At 29.8% G+C, this 18,215-nt stretch carries 14 protein-coding genes and 1 pseudogene; 3 read left to right on the forward strand and 12 right to left on the reverse strand.

The window, feature by feature from the left end:
* Positions 1-242: 242 nt before the first annotated feature.
* The 3 genes and pseudogenes from K8354_RS07235 to K8354_RS07245 all read right to left on the reverse strand — a co-directional run.
* Positions 243-1,346, reverse strand: coding sequence for an RloB family protein (locus K8354_RS07235; RefSeq protein ID WP_223446783.1), 1,104 nt, complete (start codon positions 1,344-1,346; stop codon positions 243-245).
* A gap of 3 nt (positions 1,347-1,349) precedes the next feature.
* Positions 1,350-2,588, reverse strand: a complete 1,239-nt coding sequence (locus K8354_RS07240; RefSeq protein WP_223446785.1) for an AAA family ATPase — start codon at positions 2,586-2,588, stop codon at positions 1,350-1,352.
* 331 nt (positions 2,589-2,919) lie between these two features.
* A pseudogene (locus tag K8354_RS07245) lies at positions 2,920-3,153 on the reverse strand (group II intron maturase-specific domain-containing protein); the annotation flags it as partial.
* Between the two features lie 355 nt (positions 3,154-3,508).
* Between K8354_RS07245 and K8354_RS07250 the strand changes: the two are divergent.
* Positions 3,509-4,180: a 3'-5' exonuclease gene (locus tag K8354_RS07250; protein WP_223446789.1), complete on the forward strand. Its 672-nt coding sequence runs from the start codon at positions 3,509-3,511 to the stop codon at positions 4,178-4,180.
* 96 nt (positions 4,181-4,276) lie between these two features.
* Positions 4,277-4,645 carry a hypothetical protein gene (locus K8354_RS07255; RefSeq protein WP_223446791.1) on the forward strand — a complete coding sequence of 123 codons (369 nt, stop codon included), beginning with the start codon at positions 4,277-4,279 and terminating at the stop codon, positions 4,643-4,645.
* Between the two features lie 228 nt (positions 4,646-4,873).
* Here the strand turns inward: K8354_RS07255 and K8354_RS07260 are convergent, their stop codons facing one another.
* The 7 genes from K8354_RS07260 to K8354_RS07290 form a co-directional block, all read right to left on the reverse strand.
* Positions 4,874-6,175 carry a type II toxin-antitoxin system HipA family toxin gene (locus K8354_RS07260; protein WP_223446793.1) on the reverse strand — a complete coding sequence of 434 codons (1,302 nt, stop codon included), beginning with the start codon at positions 6,173-6,175 and terminating at the stop codon, positions 4,874-4,876.
* Complete coding sequence (locus K8354_RS07265) at positions 6,169-6,525, reverse strand: helix-turn-helix domain-containing protein (RefSeq protein ID WP_223446795.1); 357 nt, start codon at positions 6,523-6,525, stop codon at positions 6,169-6,171. The genes K8354_RS07260 and K8354_RS07265 overlap by 7 nt, the downstream gene beginning before the upstream one ends.
* A gap of 1,519 nt (positions 6,526-8,044) precedes the next feature.
* Positions 8,045-8,431 (reverse strand): DUF6979 family protein, encoded by a 387-nt coding sequence (locus K8354_RS07270; RefSeq protein WP_223446798.1) that lies wholly within the window; start codon positions 8,429-8,431, stop codon positions 8,045-8,047.
* Complete coding sequence (locus K8354_RS07275) at positions 8,415-9,755, reverse strand: restriction endonuclease subunit S (RefSeq protein ID WP_223446800.1); 1,341 nt, start codon at positions 9,753-9,755, stop codon at positions 8,415-8,417. The genes K8354_RS07270 and K8354_RS07275 overlap by 17 nt, the downstream gene beginning before the upstream one ends.
* Positions 9,748-11,376 (reverse strand): HsdM family class I SAM-dependent methyltransferase, encoded by a 1,629-nt coding sequence (locus K8354_RS07280; protein ID WP_223446802.1) that lies wholly within the window; start codon positions 11,374-11,376, stop codon positions 9,748-9,750. The genes K8354_RS07275 and K8354_RS07280 overlap by 8 nt, the downstream gene beginning before the upstream one ends.
* A gap of 22 nt (positions 11,377-11,398) precedes the next feature.
* Positions 11,399-12,376, reverse strand: coding sequence for a virulence RhuM family protein/type II toxin-antitoxin system death-on-curing family toxin (locus tag K8354_RS07285; RefSeq protein WP_223446804.1), 978 nt, complete (start codon positions 12,374-12,376; stop codon positions 11,399-11,401).
* A gap of 51 nt (positions 12,377-12,427) precedes the next feature.
* The gene (locus K8354_RS07290; RefSeq protein ID WP_223446807.1) at positions 12,428-15,496 is read right to left on the reverse strand and encodes a type I restriction endonuclease subunit R; all 3,069 of its coding nucleotides are present in this window, start codon (positions 15,494-15,496) and stop codon (positions 12,428-12,430) included.
* Between the two features lie 785 nt (positions 15,497-16,281).
* Here K8354_RS07290 and K8354_RS07295 point away from each other — a divergent pair.
* Positions 16,282-17,088 carry a carboxypeptidase-like regulatory domain-containing protein gene (locus K8354_RS07295; RefSeq protein ID WP_223446809.1) on the forward strand — a complete coding sequence of 269 codons (807 nt, stop codon included), beginning with the start codon at positions 16,282-16,284 and terminating at the stop codon, positions 17,086-17,088.
* Positions 17,089-17,232: 144 nt separating this feature from the next.
* Here the strand turns inward: K8354_RS07295 and K8354_RS18675 are convergent, their stop codons facing one another.
* Together K8354_RS18675 and K8354_RS07300 are read right to left on the reverse strand one after the other, a co-directional pair.
* The gene (locus K8354_RS18675) at positions 17,233-17,361 is read right to left on the reverse strand and encodes a hypothetical protein (RefSeq protein WP_302850527.1); all 129 of its coding nucleotides are present in this window, start codon (positions 17,359-17,361) and stop codon (positions 17,233-17,235) included.
* 649 nt (positions 17,362-18,010) lie between these two features.
* On the reverse strand, positions 18,011-18,160 hold the full coding sequence (locus K8354_RS07300) for a hypothetical protein (RefSeq protein ID WP_223446811.1): 150 nt from the start codon (positions 18,158-18,160) through the stop codon (positions 18,011-18,013).
* Positions 18,161-18,215 lie beyond the last annotated feature (55 nt).

Below are 18,215 nucleotides of genomic sequence, written 5' to 3' on the forward strand. Positions count from 1 at the left end.
AGTATTTAAAACTTGTAAATAGCAGTTTTCTATACTTTTCGGGATTTTTAAATTCAACGGAAAAATCAAATTGATTTTACCATTTTTACAAACATCTATAAATATCTACAAAGATTTTAAATATAAAAAATAATAACGATTATAGTTACATGCGATATAACAGTAATGAGGATATATGAATGTTGCCAGTAATTGAAAAATCATGTAGACAAAGAACAATCAATATGAAACACTTATATAATTTAGGTAAAACTATGTAATTGAGATAAATCTAAAATATTATATTCCATGTTATTAACTTTAAAGATAACATAAGAAAAAGCATCTAATTCTGATTTCTCGACTTGTAAAATAACTTCTTCACGATTTGGTACAATTACTATTCTATTATTTGATTTTAAAATATTGTAATTAAAGTCAATTAACTCAACACTACCTGACTGTAAAATAAAACTAGCGGTAGATGAGTTATTTATAATAAATTGATTATCAATCTTATTATAAGTAATTATCACATCTCTACTCATTTTAATTATGTTTGAATATCGCCAGATATGATCAGCTTTATCAAAATGCTTTAATTTAAAAACAAGTCTATCAATTGAAACATAAGGATTATTATTAAAAAAACTTTCCTTATCTACTGCCTCTATTCGACTTTTCAATGCATTACTAAATGCGACCATAACATTCTTCGAAAAATCTTTATATTCGAAGTTCTTACTCGAGGTATAAGGTAAATACTTCTTTTCTATAATCTTACCAATCACACAACTTTCTCCGTGGCAATCTAATTCATGAGTCCAAGTTCCACATTTGAAAGTTTTTTTATCAGAATCTCTACATTGAGATTTAATAAATGAAGTCGTGCAATATTCAAAATGCATTAAAATCCATTCTTCAAATGATATAGATGAAAAACCAATATTAACAGTTTTTTTACATTCTACTTTATTCTTGGATAATAAATATGCATTAGAATGATCTGAATGTCCATCTTTATCATATACTGCCCATAATTCCGAATATTTTTTTTCAAAATATGCTAATTGAGCCTTTCTTATATAACAAGTAGGTTGAGCTTTATATTTATCTTCTATTATATAATCCAGTGGTTCCTGTATAATAGCCTTTCTAATTGATCTTTTTTTTGCTCCTTTTCTTAATTTGAAATTAGCAACTTCTTCATCAATTTGCAGCTGTTCTTCTTTAGGAATTGGTAAAATTGTAATAAAAATATTTTTATTATTTTCTAGAGTTTCATTTTTTAAATTATGGAAATAGTCAGGTTCAGATCTTTGTCCTTCACATACAATTAAAATTGTTTTTCTAAATTCTTGTGACATAAATTAAAAGAATTCTTTTAATGATTTTATTTGTGGCACACCTCCAAATTTGCCCGACAAATACCATTTATCAAAAGAAGTATCTTCTCTTAAATTTTCAAAATCTTGTAAACTATATAAATCAGTTTCTCCTTTTTCACTCTTTTCAGTAATCCATACTTGATCTTTTCTAATTAAATCTTTATCTAAAAGAGAAATGTCATGAGTTGTAAAAATTAATTGTGCATGATTTTTATTAATAACTGAATCTTGAAAAAGCATTACAATCATTTTTGTTATAAATGAATGTAAACTAGTGTCTAACTCATCAATTATAAGAACAGAACCATCTTCCAATGATTCAATAATTTTAGCACCTAATACAAATAAAGATTGTGTTCCTATCGATTCTTCTAATAAAGATAAGTTAGTAGAACCTATTAAATCATTACCATCATATAAATCATGAACACCACTAATATAAAAATCACTTTTTTTCCATAAATAGTCTATTTTTCTTTCAGGAGATTTACCTTTTTTATTAATATTGATACCTGTTATTTTTGTGTCAGCATAATTAATTAATTTCTCCAGTTTAAATTTTAAAGATTCATTTTCTAACAAATCTTCAGAAACCTTATCATTTAATAATTCATAATGAATTTTATTAGTGCTATTGTAAACATACATTTTTTTAAAATACAAATAAACGTCACTAATTACTTCATGAGGTTCATCAACTCCAAATTTTGATAATAATAACTGATTTTTAAAAACTGTAATTTCTTTCTTGCCAAATTTATCACCCAAGAATCCTTTTTGTATGTTTTTATCAGTTTCAGTGCGTCTCTCAAAAAGTACAACTTCTCTTTTTTGAGGATAATAACACAAAGATTCTTCTAAAACATTTTTATGTTCTATTTTAGTTACATACTTATATTTAATAGAATCTATTAAAAACTCAATTGCAATTTCTACTGGAGAAGTATTAGTTTCCTTATTAAATTTAAAAGGATCATAAATTAAAAGAGAATCATCAACAGCTGGTTTTTTTAAAATTAGATTTCTTAATTCAAAAAAAGCTCTTACAATATTAGATTTACCGGATGCATTTGCTCCATACATTAATGATGTTTTTAAAACCTTAAAATCATTAATTTCGAAATAATTAAAATCTTTAGCTTTAGAACTACTCGCTTCTAAAGTATAAATTACTTCCTCTTTATAAGATCGGTAATTCTTTAATTTTATATTTAAAATCATCTTGTTGTAATTTTTACGCAAAAATACAAATTAAACACGTAAAAAAATCCTTTTAGCCTTTGTATTTTACGTAAAACATTCAAAATAAAATTTCTAAAAAAATAAATTTCAAATTACTATGATTACAGTTTGTTCTTTTTTAGTGAATAATTAAATAATTAATAAACTATTGTTGACTGATTGAACCAAGAACTAAAATTATAGGAATATATAAAATTTCGAAATAAAAACTACTGGCAGTTAAGTAAGTAAGGGGAATTTCACCCCAAACTTCTCACAGGACCTTACGTGAACCTCTCAATTCATAAGGCTCTTATTATGCAGTCAATAGTTAGGTTAACTGATAACTCAACGCCCAATGATAAAACATATTTGGATAATCTTTAGTAATACGTCTTAACCATTTTATGGCTAAAACTCGACTTCTTTTGAAGCGTTTATACTTGTTCAAAATCCATTTAATAAAGGGATGATGGAGATAATAAAAAACAGGTTTTAGAGAGTTACGCTTTATTTTCCCATAATAATTTATCCAACCCCTAATTTTAGGATTTAGCATAAATGCTAGGTCTTGGAAATTAGATTAAGTTTTGTTATGAATGTTCAATTTCCTTAATTTTTTTAGAATTCGCTTCTTAAATTTTCGGCTCATCTTATAATCCCATTGAAACTTACTAATGGTTCAAAGCGTTACCCTTGCCCATAAGGCACTTGCATCCTCTAGATTAATTATTTACCTTTCGATAAATTAAAGACGCCCATGCTGGGCACACATAATAGCTAAAAAACATAGGCAGACAGTGGTTTCAGCAAGTTCCTGCTTCAATACAAGCTTAGTCTCTGTGGACAAGTTTGAAACTTCGAAATGCTCTACGTTTCTTAGCCTAAACGTTAGGAATAATTTAGTTGTATAAAAAAGAATGGAAGGAACAATTGTACTTATTTTAATAATTATAGCGTTTTCCACTAGTCGAAGTATAATGATTAGGAGGCTCCATAAAGATCTCAGAAAACCGTTCCCTCAATTCAAAAAACAGACCTTTGGGTATTATATGTTTTTCGATGTCGAAACAACAGGACTACTTCCACTTATTATAGACTACAGAGTAAAGAAAAACAGGCTTCCCAATGTAGTGCAAATTGCATGGTTAGTTTTTGATTCTGAAGGAAGTTTTATAAAAAGGGAAAGCTTTATTATTAGACAAGATTACCCCATACCAAGGTCATCAACCAGAATCCACGGAATAACTGATAAAAAAGCTGCTGAACAAGGTGTAGAATTTAAACATGTCGCTGAACTTTTTCTACAAGACTATTCAAATGCCGAAATAATTATAGCACACAACGCCCGGTTTGACGTTCTAGTAATGCAAGGAATGCTTGTGAAAAACAACCTGTATGTAAATCTAAACAGTAAAACAATACATTGTACAATGTTGAACACAACTTCAATGTGTAGATTACCTAAAAAACACGATTATCCAGGATATAAATGGCCTACTCTTGAAGAATTAACAAAGCAAGTCTACATTGGTTCTCAACGATATTCTCTAAAATTAAAAGGTTTTCATAATGCGAGTAAAGATGCCTAGTTAACAGCGAAATGTTATTTCAAATTAAAGAATCAAAATTTTAAGTTTAAGAACAATAAAGGAAAAGTATGGGAAGGAGTCAATCTTTCAGATAAAATGAGGACCTTAGAATTGCGTGAAGATGTTTATGCAATCTTAGATAGACCGAGAAAGAATCAAAAAATTGAACCTTATTATGAATACCATATTTTCAGAATATCTATAGTACTTATTTTATTTTGGATACACTTTATGATGTTTAATATAGATGATTCAAGTGACGAAAAAGGTGAATCTGTGAATAACTATTCTACACTTGAAGATGTCAACTTAAGACTAGAACCAACTTCAAAATCACAAATTATCAAAGTTTATCTTAAGAACACTGAATTCTTATCTAACGATTCCATTTCAAATGGATTCATAATGGTGGTTTCAAAAGAAAACAAAAAAATTGGATGGATACACAAAAAACATACAAGATAAAGTGAATCAACTATTGCCAATTACTAAGCATATGGCGTGCAGATAGGCCAACGCTATATGGCTTATTGTCCCATCAATTACTAAGGATAAAGGGGTAAAACAATCGTTTAGGTTTGGGTTTTAAAAGAAGTGCGACTTGGGAAAGGAGGTTTTTTTTAATATTTCTATTGCATACGAGCCATTTATAATACGTTTTTAATTTAAACGATTTAAATAATAGCTTTCCTTTTACATCATTTTTAAGTGTGTTTCCCCAATAGTTTTCACTAATTGATTTGCCACAGCAGCTTGTTTAGCATACAATTCCCAATTGGCTATCACCTCACTACTTTTTCGTATAATTTCATCCGCTTTTTTAATATTATTTGCCTTGGCAATCGTCATTAAATCAGCTTTTGTTATTTCTTTGTGTTTACCATTAATACTCAATGTGTGTTGGCTTACCCAACTATTTGTTGGGTCGTAAGAGAAACAAACATCATAGGCTGGCGCTAATTCCCATTTTTGCCCTTTTTTTAATCTGAAAGAAAAATTCTTTGTATGGTCATCATAATTAGTCGCTAAAACATTAAATACCATTCTCCTAAACATTTCTTCTGCTTCTGGATATGGCAATCGCAACAATCGCATGGTTTGAAAGAGTTGCTCATAACTATACCCATACAAATTATTATAATCATAGTGCTGTAAACCACACCAGGTTTGAATGTGATGTTTTGTATTCCCGTCTCTATCGAAACGTTTGGTCATAAAATGTGCTCTACCATTTTCTTCCAACAACTTACATTGCATCATATCTATACCACAGTCTTTTGCCATCAAATAATACGCATATTCTACACGACCCCAACCATGAGTTTCACCAAATTGCGCATCACTAACACCGTCTAATTTAAGCAACCAATGCTCAAATCCTTTTGGAACAGTTGTTTGCCCTGATTTTACAGCACCCGTTTTTTCATTGTAAGCAATTACTGCTTTTGGGCGCGCACCACCTGCAGAAGTTCCTACTTTTAAAACCTCGGTTAATGCTTTTTTTTCATCATCATGTAAATTGGTATTTAAATGTACTTTCTTAGACAACATTTTATGAGCCGATGCTACCAAACTACTTACCTCAATATCAAAACTTTTTTGTGGTGCTATTTGCGCAGGTTCAAACTCTAAAGCGCCCATAGTTCTAGTACCAATAAAACAAAGTTGTTCTACAGGATTCATGCTATCTGCTGGTCGTCCATTTTTTGCCAACCATACATTTATTAATTGATTTCCATAACGATCTGGCAATGCATCTGCTAACAAACCTGGCAACCCTTTAAAAGTGGCTATACTGTCATTTTTACCTTTTCGTAATTCTGGAAATGAAAAGATACGTGAACCTTCTGAAGTAGGCATTTTAATAGGCGAAATGTCCCATTGTTTTTTAAGAAAAGTTGGGCTGTATTGAAAACTTGCTAATTGCTGCTCCGTATCCCAACGAACAGCGCCCACCAATTCTCCCCATATTTTTATTTCTGCTACATCTACCATCCTAAATCATCTTCTTTTTCTGTTCCTTTTTTTACTTTGCTACTGGCACGCTCACGTTGTTCTTTCTTTAATTTAGCATACGCCAAAGGACTAATTTCTTCTACTACGTTAAACGCATCTAACACATAAAAAGCATCTAAAGCTCGCAACACTTGTATTAAACTGGATAATGTAATGGATTCTCCGTTTTCAATTTTACTAATCGTCCAACGATTTAACCCTGCATCTTCAGCAACTTGTTCTTGGGTTTTATTGAGTTTTAGTCTTGTTTTTTTTATAAAAAAACCGATCTGCTTTACAATAGCAGCATCTGTCATTTGAATCCATTCTGTGTTAGCATTTCCCATCATTGTGTAGGTTTTTAAAGTATTTTGCGAGCATTTACTAACAAATGTACAATTATTATTTAACATGTAATGATAGTATATACTATCATTGATTAATAAATACTCTATTAATGATAGCTTTTACCAACATTTTAAAAATCTCTTGCGATTGATGTATTGGAATGGTGTGAAAAATTCTAAAATCCATACTTGATGATGTAACTCCTAAGAATAAAACAGCATCCTTTTTAGCCGTTTGAAAAAAATAAAAAAACACTAGAATTTTAATAAAAAATGTGATTGTAAATCATTGTTGTCCGATAAAAGATAAAAAGACCGCTTTCGCTGTTAGAATCAAGAACAAAGACTTGAATGTAACTAACTGAAAAACAATATTATTACGATTTTAAATTTTTCGATACATCATAAATTCTAAAGCGGTTTTAAAAGCAAGTTATACTACTTTAAAAGCTCTTGAAAATCAATACTATCAATACTTTAAAACACTTTAGCTAATTTTAATCGGACAACACTAATTGTAAACATAGATTCACCAAAAAAAATATTTATTCTTTCTTTTTCATAGCAATTTACCACCTCTCAACGATGTGGTTTTTTTTTTGAAAAAACTGAATTAAAGTACGTAGTCCGCTGCCAATGGCTATTTGCTTTTTTATTGTTCTAATTTTTAAAAATAACTAGGTTTACATAAAATAAGCAATGTACCATTAGAGCTTTGGCTACAAGTATTATGACAAAAAACCAACTATTCGGCTGGCGCGCGGAATACCACAAAAGACTGAGGTGTATCGGCACAGGAAAGCTGTAAATGAAAAAATTAAAAAAAGGATTGTAAAAATAGATTGGAATTTCATCATTGGGATGGACACGGATTACAAATCCGCGTCAGCGGGGGAAAAGTTGAAATTTGCATCTTGTTTATTTTTATTATTGAGCCAATTATAAACTTCTTTTTCATATTCCTTGTATTTAATCATAAGTACAAACTTTTTTCTCTTTTTATTTAACAATCAATCCATTCTCCCAAAGTGCCAAAATAACGTCCATTTGAGACCCAAGAAAAAAAAATTTTACAAGCGTAGAAGATGACGTAAATTGGTTTTAAATATACTGAATTGCAAAATAATCGTAAAAATATATGTAACTTTAACCGACCTTTAAATCATTGAAAAACAATTATTTAATAAAAACGTCAATGGTAGTGATTCCGATTTTTCATCGGAATTGTATCGAGAACTCATTGAAATTGTATCGAGAACATTTTAGAAGTAAAGAAGTAAATAGAAATTAAAAGCTTCTCGATACAAAATTTATATTCTCGATATAATTTATTCTTATTTTAATCGAATAAATCACTCGAATTGGAAGAAATTTCACTCGAAGTGACAATCGGTTTATTAAGAATGATCATATTCTTTGTCAGTTCGAGACCCAAGAAAAAAATTTTTACAAGTGTAGAAGATGACGTAAATTGGTTTTAAATAAACTGAATTGCAAAATAATTGTAAAAATACAAGTAACTTTAACAGATCTCTAAATAACTGAAAAACAATAATTTAATAACAACGTCAATGGTAGAATTAGACCTTTTATTACCAAGTTCTAATTTGTCCCAAAGTTCTTTTGGGCTGTATACCCTATTTGGATTATTTTTTAAAATTGAAACTGCTTTTAAAGCATAGTTTTTATTTTTTTCTGACCTTGTATACTTTCCTCTAGGAATACCTTTTACCAAACCCTCTTCACACAAACCTAAAAAAGTACCTTTTGGACAGCCTTTTTCTTGTGAACTTTTGGTGTAAAAAACTTCTTTTGCAGATCTTGACCATATTTCTATTATTGAATAGGAATCCCTATAATTTTGAACACTTTTTAAAGCTGTTAAACCGTATTTATTCTTCTTTTTCATAGTTAAGATCATTCTCAGCAACCAAACCCAAACTCTCAACTTCTTGCTCTGCATAACCAACACTAACCTGCCCATTCATTAACATAGGCAACAACCAATCTCTTAATTCTGATAGTTTTTGGTTTTGTCTTGAATTTAATTCTCTTTTATTTCTATGATTTGACGAAATTTCTTCAAACTTATCTTCCAAGTCTTTTGGAGGTTTTACTAATAAAAGTTCTTTAATTCCTCTTACGTTTAAACTCTTAAAAAACGAGCCTGTATCCGTGTTCAACTTAATTTGCCTTTGCATTTCTGCTCCTTGAAAAGTGTAATATAAAAATGTAGGGTTAATTGTTTCTGGTCTAATTGCGGTAATATTTCTTCCAATACCAGCTTTAACTCCTTTTGGGATTTGAGCCAAACCTGCAACTCTACCTGCATTTGTAATTACGAGATCATTTTCTTTTACTTCAATTCTAGTTGTCCATCGTTTATATTCTTCCTTTGAAACAAAATATTTCTTTGACAAATCTATTAACCCATCTTGTTTTATGTTTTCTAATTGTAGTAAATAATATTCTCTATTTTCAAATAAATAATCTGATTTTTTTGAATGCAAACAATCTACAATTTTACAAAAAGAAGATAATTTCTTTACCTCCCAACCCTCAGGAATCTCACGCTTCAATTCTTCATTAAAAACCATTTCACCACCAGAAGACTTATAGGGTTTGCCATTTTTATCAGGAAAATCGAACTGTACAAACCAATAATCATAGAGCGTTTTTGCCATCGCTTCTAATTCTTGGTTTATCTTATTGTTGATTTCTATTTTAGTATCTAAATCTGAAAGAACTTTGGCGATTTGTTTTTGGGTTGATAGTGACCTGCTGCTAAACTTTAAATCTCCCAATAATCCTAAGTTTAAATTAGGTTGTGAAGATTGTGAAGAAAGATTATTTATATATCGATTTATATTATTTTGGGAGAAAAAATAATATAAATAGTGAACATCAGCTTTTGCCTTATCTATTCTTACAATACCAACTGCTTGATTTGTGTTTGCGGGTAAATCTTTTTTTCTAACAATACTTAGTTTTCCGAGATATGCACCAGCAATTGAAAATAGTAAGTCATTTTCTTTTAATCTAGATCTTTTAAGTTTTTCATCTGTTTTTTCATCAATAAATTGAAATAAACTATTATCTAAATGTTTAAACTGACCAACACTATCAGATTTTACAAAATTCACTCCTTTTGATGTAAATTTGCCTCCAACAGTAGTTGGTGTTGTACCTTTTGTTATAACTTTTGAAACACTTTCTAAATTAGCACTATTCATACTTCAAACTCTTTAAATTATTCTGAATTTCCTTTTCCAAACTTTTAGATTCAGAAAATAAACTTTCTAAATTGTTTTCAAAGGTTTTCATTTTAGCAGCAAAATCCTCCGCAGAAATGTCTATATATTCAATTTTTACTTCAAAATATTGTCCTGCACTTAAACTGTAATTTTTAACTTTAATATCCTCATAAGAAACCACTACCGAAAAATCTTCTTTTGCTTCTTTGGTATTAAAAACATCAATGATTTGTTGTTCTTCGGCATCACTTAAAACCGTTTTTTGGTTTTTACCGTCTTTCACTTTGGTGCCTAAATTAGAAGCATCCACCAACACCACATCTTTGGTATTTGCTTTGTCTAAAAACAAAATACTTACATTGGTGCCCGTAGTTGCAAAAATATTAGAAGGCATAGAAACCACGCCTGCTAACATTTTACTTTCTACTAATTTTTGGCGTATTTTTTTATCAATTCCACTTTGAGCAGTTATAAAACCTGTAGGTACCACAATGGCTGCTTTACCAGTTGCGGGTTTTAGGGTGTGCATAATGTGCTGTATAAACAACAAATAAATTGCCATAGAGTCTTTCTTGCTTTTCGGAATGTTTGGGATTCCTGCAAAAAAGCGGTCTTTGTTGGCTTTGTTATCTAAATCTGCGCTGTAATCAGAAAAGTCTAATTTAAAGGGCGGATTCGAAACAATATAATCAAAGGTTTCTAACTGTCCGTTTTCTTGTTTATGATACGGACTTAAAATGGTATTCCCTTGAATAATATTTTGGATAGAATGTACGAGGTTGTTTAAAATTAAATTCAAACGCAACAAGGCAGAGGACTTTTGAGAAATATCTTGCGAGTAAATGGTACATTTTTCTTCGCCAATGGCATGTGCAATATTCATTAACAAGGTTCCAGAACCTGCACTTGGATCATAACAGGTGGCATTATTTACATTTTTGTCTGTTACCAAACAAGCTGCCATAATTTTTGCAACTGCATGAGGTGTAAAATACTCTGCATATTTTCCGCCAGCATTGGTGTTGTAATCTTTAATTAAATACTCGAAAATAGTAGCGAAAAAATCGAACTTCTCTTCAAAAATTTGCTCAAAACTAAAGCTCACTAATTTATTGACCAAGGCTTTGCAAAAAGCATCTCTGTTGTCTGTTACGTATTTACTAATATTCTCGAACAATACTATACGTTCTCCACCTTGTGTTAACACTGAGAAAATATTATTATTTGCTCTGGCAACATCTAATAAGGTTTCATCAAAAATATCTGCAAATTTGTCTTTGTTTTGTTGCTCAAACAAACGTGATAGTAAATTTTTAGGCGCAATTAAAGCCGTGTTTTCGCTAATTTGCATACTTAATAGTTCTAACTCATCATCAGAAAATTCTTTAAGCGCATCATCTATATTTTCTGCTTCGGCTAATTTGGGTTCTATTTTTTTAAGTTCATATACATATTTATCATTCAAGAATTTATATAAAAATACTTGGGTGATAATTTTAAATTCATTTCCATCATTGCCTAAACCATAATTGGCACAAACGCTTTTTAAATCGTCTATTAATGCTTTGGTTTTGGTTTCAAATTGTGCTGTTTTTGTCATGCTATTTATGTACTTACTTTTTTTAATTGATTCTATTTCTGTTTAACACGCTAATCACTAAACGAGTAACGGTTTTCATTTCTTCTGGCTTACTAGAAGCTATAAAAAGCGTTAAACTCGCTAAAGTATCGTTGCTAATTATGGGTTGGTTATCGCTATTAAAAAGCAGCTTATTTTGTTGTAAAAACTTTAAAAAACAAGCTGCTGCAATCCGTTTGTTTCCATCTACAAACGAATGATTTTTTACTACAAAATATAAAAGCATGGTTGCTTTTTCTTCTATGGATGGATAAAAATCGTCTTCTCCAAAACCTTTTCCTATTTGAGCAACAGAACTTTCAAAACTTTTATCTTTTTCTTTTCCAAAAACATCCGAATCAAATTCGGTAAGCATTTGGTTAATTAATTCTTGATACTCAATTAAACTAGGGTAATTTGCTTCTTTAGTAGTGAACCCTTTTGCATCTAATTGTTCGTGATCATAATCATCTAACAAACTTAAACCCTTGGCAAAAACTGTAAGCCATTGATTGTCTTCCGTTTTTTCCTCAATAGCTCTACTTAAAATCTGAATACCACTTTTTAAGACTTTTACTTCTTGCTCTTTTTGATCTAATCGTTTTTGATTAATGGCATAACCTTGTACTAAGTAATCTTTTAAAATACTGTTTGCCCATATTCTAAATTTTGTGGCTTGTTGTGATTTTACTCTGTATCCAACAGATATAATAACGTCTAGGTTGTAGTATTTTACTTCTTTTGATTGAACTTTTCCCTGTATAGCTCCATGTTGAGTGGTGTGTGCAAATTTTGCACATACCACTTTTTCATCTAGTTCTTCTTCTTTAAAAATATTACGAATATGCCTACCAATAACTGTTCTGTCTCTTTCAAATAAAACAGATAACTGCTCTTGAGTAAGCCAAACAGTTTCCTTTTCAGATTGAATACTTACTTCAATTTGATTGGTACTAGATTCGTATATAATTATTTCATTCATTTTATACCATTTATCAGCGAGCGCCTTTTTTACAATCTTTTTTCTTTTCCTTTAAGCAACATAGCCATTATATTCGTTGATATATTCTTTTACTAGAATATTATTAATGCGTTTTACATCGGTTGCATTGATGTTGATGTTTTGTTTATTTTTAAATTGATTGATCACCAAACGCATCATCATTTTTTCTACATAACTTTCATTTTCTAAAATTTTAGCGTTTTGTAGAATCTCATTGTCAACATCTGACTTTAATCCTTTTAAGGCTTCAAACAATTTACGCTCGCTATCGGTTAACGGATCTTTTTCTAATAAGCGTTTATGAATACGTGCATACTTTGCATCATAATCGTATTTCGCTTTTAAAAGTTGATTTTCTCTTTCTAACTTTTTTGCGGCATCATAAATTTTATTTAATTCTTTGATGTTGGCTTCCATTTCTTCTTTAGAAACTTCACTTAAATTTTTCTTCTTAAACAAGCGTTCTAACTCCTCTCGTAGAGAAATAAATTCAGGGTCTTTTTGATCGAAATTACCACCCAACATTTCACGAGTTTTACCTAGTATATCTTTTAACTCGTCTGCCAAAACCATTTCTTCCTCTTTTATTTTCGTAAAGGCAAAAATGATATCTTCTAAAGCCGTATTTAAAATATTGTTGGTTTCGAGGTTGTTTTCTAGTGCTATTTTTTTGTTGATGAGTGCCAAACGATCATTCGTTATTCTTGATAAAACCGCTAATTTTCTAAAATCTAGTTTTTCTAACAATTCAAAATTACCAGACAAACGGATTAAATTATAGAGTTCTTTAGCGTTGTTTAAAACCTTGGCAATTTCTCTAATTTCTGTACGATCATTAATTTCTGTTATTTGCTGATTAAATACTTCTGCATTATTGGTATCAAACTTAAAAATAACATCTTTTATTTCTTCGATCTCTTTTTCTATTTCTTCGGATGATTTAAACAGGTTCGAATAATGTTGCATTTCATCGCCCAACTCACTTTGCAACTCGTTAAAATAATCTTGATTTGTTTTATCGAACTCTTTTTGAATATCAGCAAAATCGACCACAAAACCATATGTATGATTTTTATACGTTCTGTTAACTCGGGTTAAGGTCTGCAATAAATTGTGCGATTTTATTTTACGACCAATGTATAATTTCTTCAATCTTTTGGCGTCGAAACCAGTGAGTAGCATATTGTACACAAAAAGTAAATCGATGTTGCCTGCTTTAAAATCAGACACCCAATCTTTACGATCTTGTTTGGTGCCAACATCGTGCAAAATTACAGTAGCCTTATTTACTTTACTTTTCTCTAAACGCTGTTTTCCATATTTTTCTGGATCTTCTGCTGCTTGTTGAAAGTAGGTTTCTGGTTTGATGACATATTTTTTATGAAAGATTTCTTGCATCATTTTAGCTTGATCCGAAGAATCACAAACGACCATTCCGCCAATAGTAGCATCATCCATAGAAATTCTTGCTTTTTCCAAATCCTGAATGATATAATTAAGCATCGGTTCTACAAATTTATGGTGTGCATAGATTTTCTTTTTATCTGCATCCCCTTGCAATACTTTAATTTGCTCTAAAGTTTCTTGAAGTGTTAGTTTGTATTTGGTTTCTATTTCTTCACGAATTAAGCGTAAGGTATATCCATCTTTAATGGATAAATTATAGTAATATTTATGAATATAATCGCCAAATAAGGTTTTAGAATTGTACTCTTTGCCTAAAAGTGGCGTTCCTGTCAATCCTATTTTAATAGAATGTTTGTCTGCTAATTCTAAATTTGCTAAAAAACTTCCTTTCGGATTGTAACTTCTATGCACTTCATCTAAAAAGAAAATACGCTGAACATTTAAATTGTAATCGTTGTTTTTAATCACATCAGGATCGTCTTTAAACTTCTGAATATTAACAGCCGTAATTTCTGCTTTACCTGAATTGTTATGAATTACGTTGGTCGATTTAATATCTCTTGTAAAAGCTTCTCTACTACTAATTTTATGCACAGTTAATCCACGAGAAGTAAATTCTTTTGCAGCTTGATTCAACAAATCAATTCTATCAACAATAAAATAAAATTTAGGAATGATATTTTTTTGCTGATAGTAATCTGTTAAATGTTTTACATTAAAATACGCCAAGGCAGTTTTACCTGAACCTTGTGTGTGCCAAATGATCCCTTTTTTAATTCCGTTTTCTAACTTATTCTCAATGGCTTTTGTTGCAAAAATTTGGGGGTAACGCATTACATGTTTTTCCAAACCATTTTCTTCTTCTACATAGGCAAAAGCATATTGTAAGATAAATTGCAAACGTTCTTTCTGGAATAGCGAAGTACTTATGGAATTTGTGGGTGTATTTGGATTTTTATTGGAGGCAAATTCTTTTGAATTTTTAATACTGATAAGATTGTTGTCTTGCAGTACAAAGTTTTCTATTTCTTGGGATACTGGAGATAGAATTTTATTTAAATCAAACTGTTCTTCTTCTCTAAAATAATTGAATATTGGTTTTCTGTAATTTGTTGTGCTATAAAAAGCACCTTCTAGCATTTGAGTATCATTATCACTATATGGCATATTGTTAGAGAATACCATTAACTGTGTTAAGTTGATAAACTTTCTGAATTTCTTATTCTGAAAACGTCGTTGCATTCTTTTATGTTCTGCTAAAATTCCATCTCTGTTGTTTGGTTTTTTAACTTCAATAAAAATTAATGGCATACCGTTTATTAAGAGGATAATATCGGGTCTAAAATTATCCTCGTCTTTTTCATAAGGTAGTTCTGTAACTATGTGAAAAGAATTGTTTTCAAAATTCTTAAAATCGATGAGTTTAATTCCAGATTGATCAATCAGTTTCTTATAAAAAGCTCTTCCTAAATCTTCGTTTTCTAAGGTGAGCGAAATTTCTGTATAAAATTTTTCAGCTTCTTTTTGAGAAAGGTTTGTGTTTATTTTTTTGACTTGTGTGTAAAAAATATCCTTAAAAATATTAGTGCTAGTATCCCAATGTTGTTCTTTTAAAGACAGGTATTCATATCCTAGTTGGATTAAATGGAGAATAGAAGGTATTTTTACTCTAGAATCTTCGTTGAATTTCATAGCAAATGAATGTGCCTCCAATTTAAGAAAATTGCTTCATAAAAAAACTAATTTAATAAAATAAAGCAATCTTTTTAGGATATCTCTAATTATGTGAACACAGAGATACAGATTGTTTAAGGAGTGTAAAAAAAGAATAGCCAACCATATATACTATAAACCTCTTAAAATGAATATCTAAAGGTTTAAATTTTGCTTAAATAAAACAAAAGGGTGTCTCTTAACTTTTAAACGGCAGTTTATTTCCTAAATAAACTACCCTATTTGTATTCAAATCAAAATAAGGAAACTGCCCCATTGAATTTGGTGGTAAATTTTTAATTTATATTGCAATAGTTTTTTAAAATTATTGCACTAAATAGCTATCATGTGTTTTGTAGTAACAGATTACTCATAGTTCCATAGCCTTTCCCGAATTTCTGTTTGAAAGCGTTATTGCAATATTTATTTTGCACAGTAACCCCAAAAAGCTAAATTTGTAAGGGTAAAGGCAGTAAATTATTTAAAGCACGAATCTAATAGGATGATAGGCATTTTAATCGAAAAGAATTCCTCGATGCTCTGCGTCAGGGTTTCCGTTGAAATTGTCATTCCCGTGAAAACGGAAATCTAAATAATAGAATTTTGGTTTTTGACTTTTTTATGTCAAAATGCAACAAGCGAAACCTGCAGGTAAGCAGTTACCTTTATGGCTCTGCCTCGAGGAGAGTTCACTTTAGATTTTTTTTCTACTTCTTCACAAATTATTAACCTTTCTAAAAAGTTTTATACCTAAATTTGTTTATATGCAAAGAGCTCTATTCATTCTGTGCTTATTTTTAAGTTTAAGTGCATTTTCTCAAAAAGATAGTATTCGTACTACAATTTTAAAAGGTCAAATTATTCATGCAGAAAATAATACTGCATTAAGCGCCGCTCATGTTTTAAACCTAAATACGGTGGAAGGAACAATAACCAATGAAAAAGGTTTTTTTGAGCTACCGACAAAAGTAAATGATACTATTTTAGTCTCTTATTTAGGGTTTTCATCTATCAAACTAAAAATCACAAACGATTTATTAAAAAGCGGAAATGAGCTAGAAATTGCACTCTTTGAAAAACCTGAAGAAATAAGAGAAGTGATTATAAAATCTACCAATTTAATTGGTGTATTAGAGATTGATATCAAACAAGTTCCTAAAGACCGATTTACGAGAATTCATATCAACGGTTTGCCGCAAACTTACGAAGTTGGTAAGCCTAACAAAAATGATTTCTCCTCTCCTATTGCTGCGTTGTTTCAGCCCGTAGATTTTTTATATAATTTATTCGGAAAAAAACCAAAGCAACTAAAAAAATTACAAAAGCTTAAAAAAGAAGATAATTTGCGTAAAATGTTAGCGGGTAAATTTGATAGAGAAGTAATGATGGAATATCTACAAATGGATAGACAAGAATTAACGGAACTATTATCAGATTGTAGTTACTCTGAGTATTTTATAAAAAAAGCATCTGATTTACAAATGATTGAAGCGGTATTAGATTGTTACGAAAACTATAAGGCTATGAAAAAAGGAAAAATTGAACGCAATAGAATTCCTGAAAAAAACTAGTTTTTATTATAAATTCTTTGCGCTATACTAATTTTCCAACGGGATGTTCCAAAAAAGAGCTTTAATGACTTTTTTATAATTGAAAAGAGCCAAAAACAAATATGCTTTTGACTCTAATCAACTATTAAAACTAACTAAATAATATTAAAATACGGTGGTAATATATTTGTAATTATATCTTCTTCTAGAATTCCAAGTACTTCTCTTTGATTGAAAAATCTCTCCAGAATTATTATTTTTTTTCTCTTCGTTATTGGTGTCTTTTGACTTCATTATTGATTGTTTTTGTTTCTTATAAGACGTATATTAAATTGATTCGTTACAAGTTTTTTTTTGTTTAACACAATTTTAAGAAATAACGAATACCAAAAAAATGATGCAAAATTAAATCTCTATATATTGATGAGTTCGTACCCTTTCATATCAATGAAAACAAACGTCACGAAAGCTGTAATCTATTTTTCACCTTCTTATACCGAAAAAATTATCGTTTTCTTTTGCGGTAATTTTAAACAATAAAAAGAGAATATTAGGGCTAAAAAAAAAGCATCAGCGATTTACAAATATGTTCTTCTGGTGTATTCTTCTTATCGAAAAAAGAAATGATAAAATCCATATAAAATTCCATGAACCACACCTTATTGGTTCAAAAAATAGAAAGTAAAAAGTCTAAAATAATGCTAAGAATGGGCATTTATAAATTGGAGGAATTTAAAGACAGACATTCTATACATTTCATCAAATACCGCCGTAATAAATTGTTGCTTTTCGCTTACTTGTTATCAAGAAAATTACTGTAACGAAGGCTATGTCCTTTATTTTTAGTTCAATTCAGCAAAAATAATTTAAATCATACTACCCTATTTTAAAATTAAATGGATGTAACTTACTGTTAATGTTACTGTTAATGTTACTGTTACTGTTACTGTTGCTGCTGTTCTTGTTTTTTAGTTAAGGTATTACTTAAGGGCGTTTGCTCTTGATTTTTAAAGACACTTAAAACAACCTTTTTATCCGTATTTGGGATTTTTTTTTCTAAATTAATTTTTAATGATTTTTTACTAGTATTCATACAAAAAATTTTAACAAATATACAATTGCAAAAATAAAGTGACTTTTAAAAATTA

The organism is Polaribacter litorisediminis, assembly GCF_019968605.1.
GTDB classification, from domain to species: domain Bacteria; phylum Bacteroidota; class Bacteroidia; order Flavobacteriales; family Flavobacteriaceae; genus Polaribacter; species Polaribacter litorisediminis.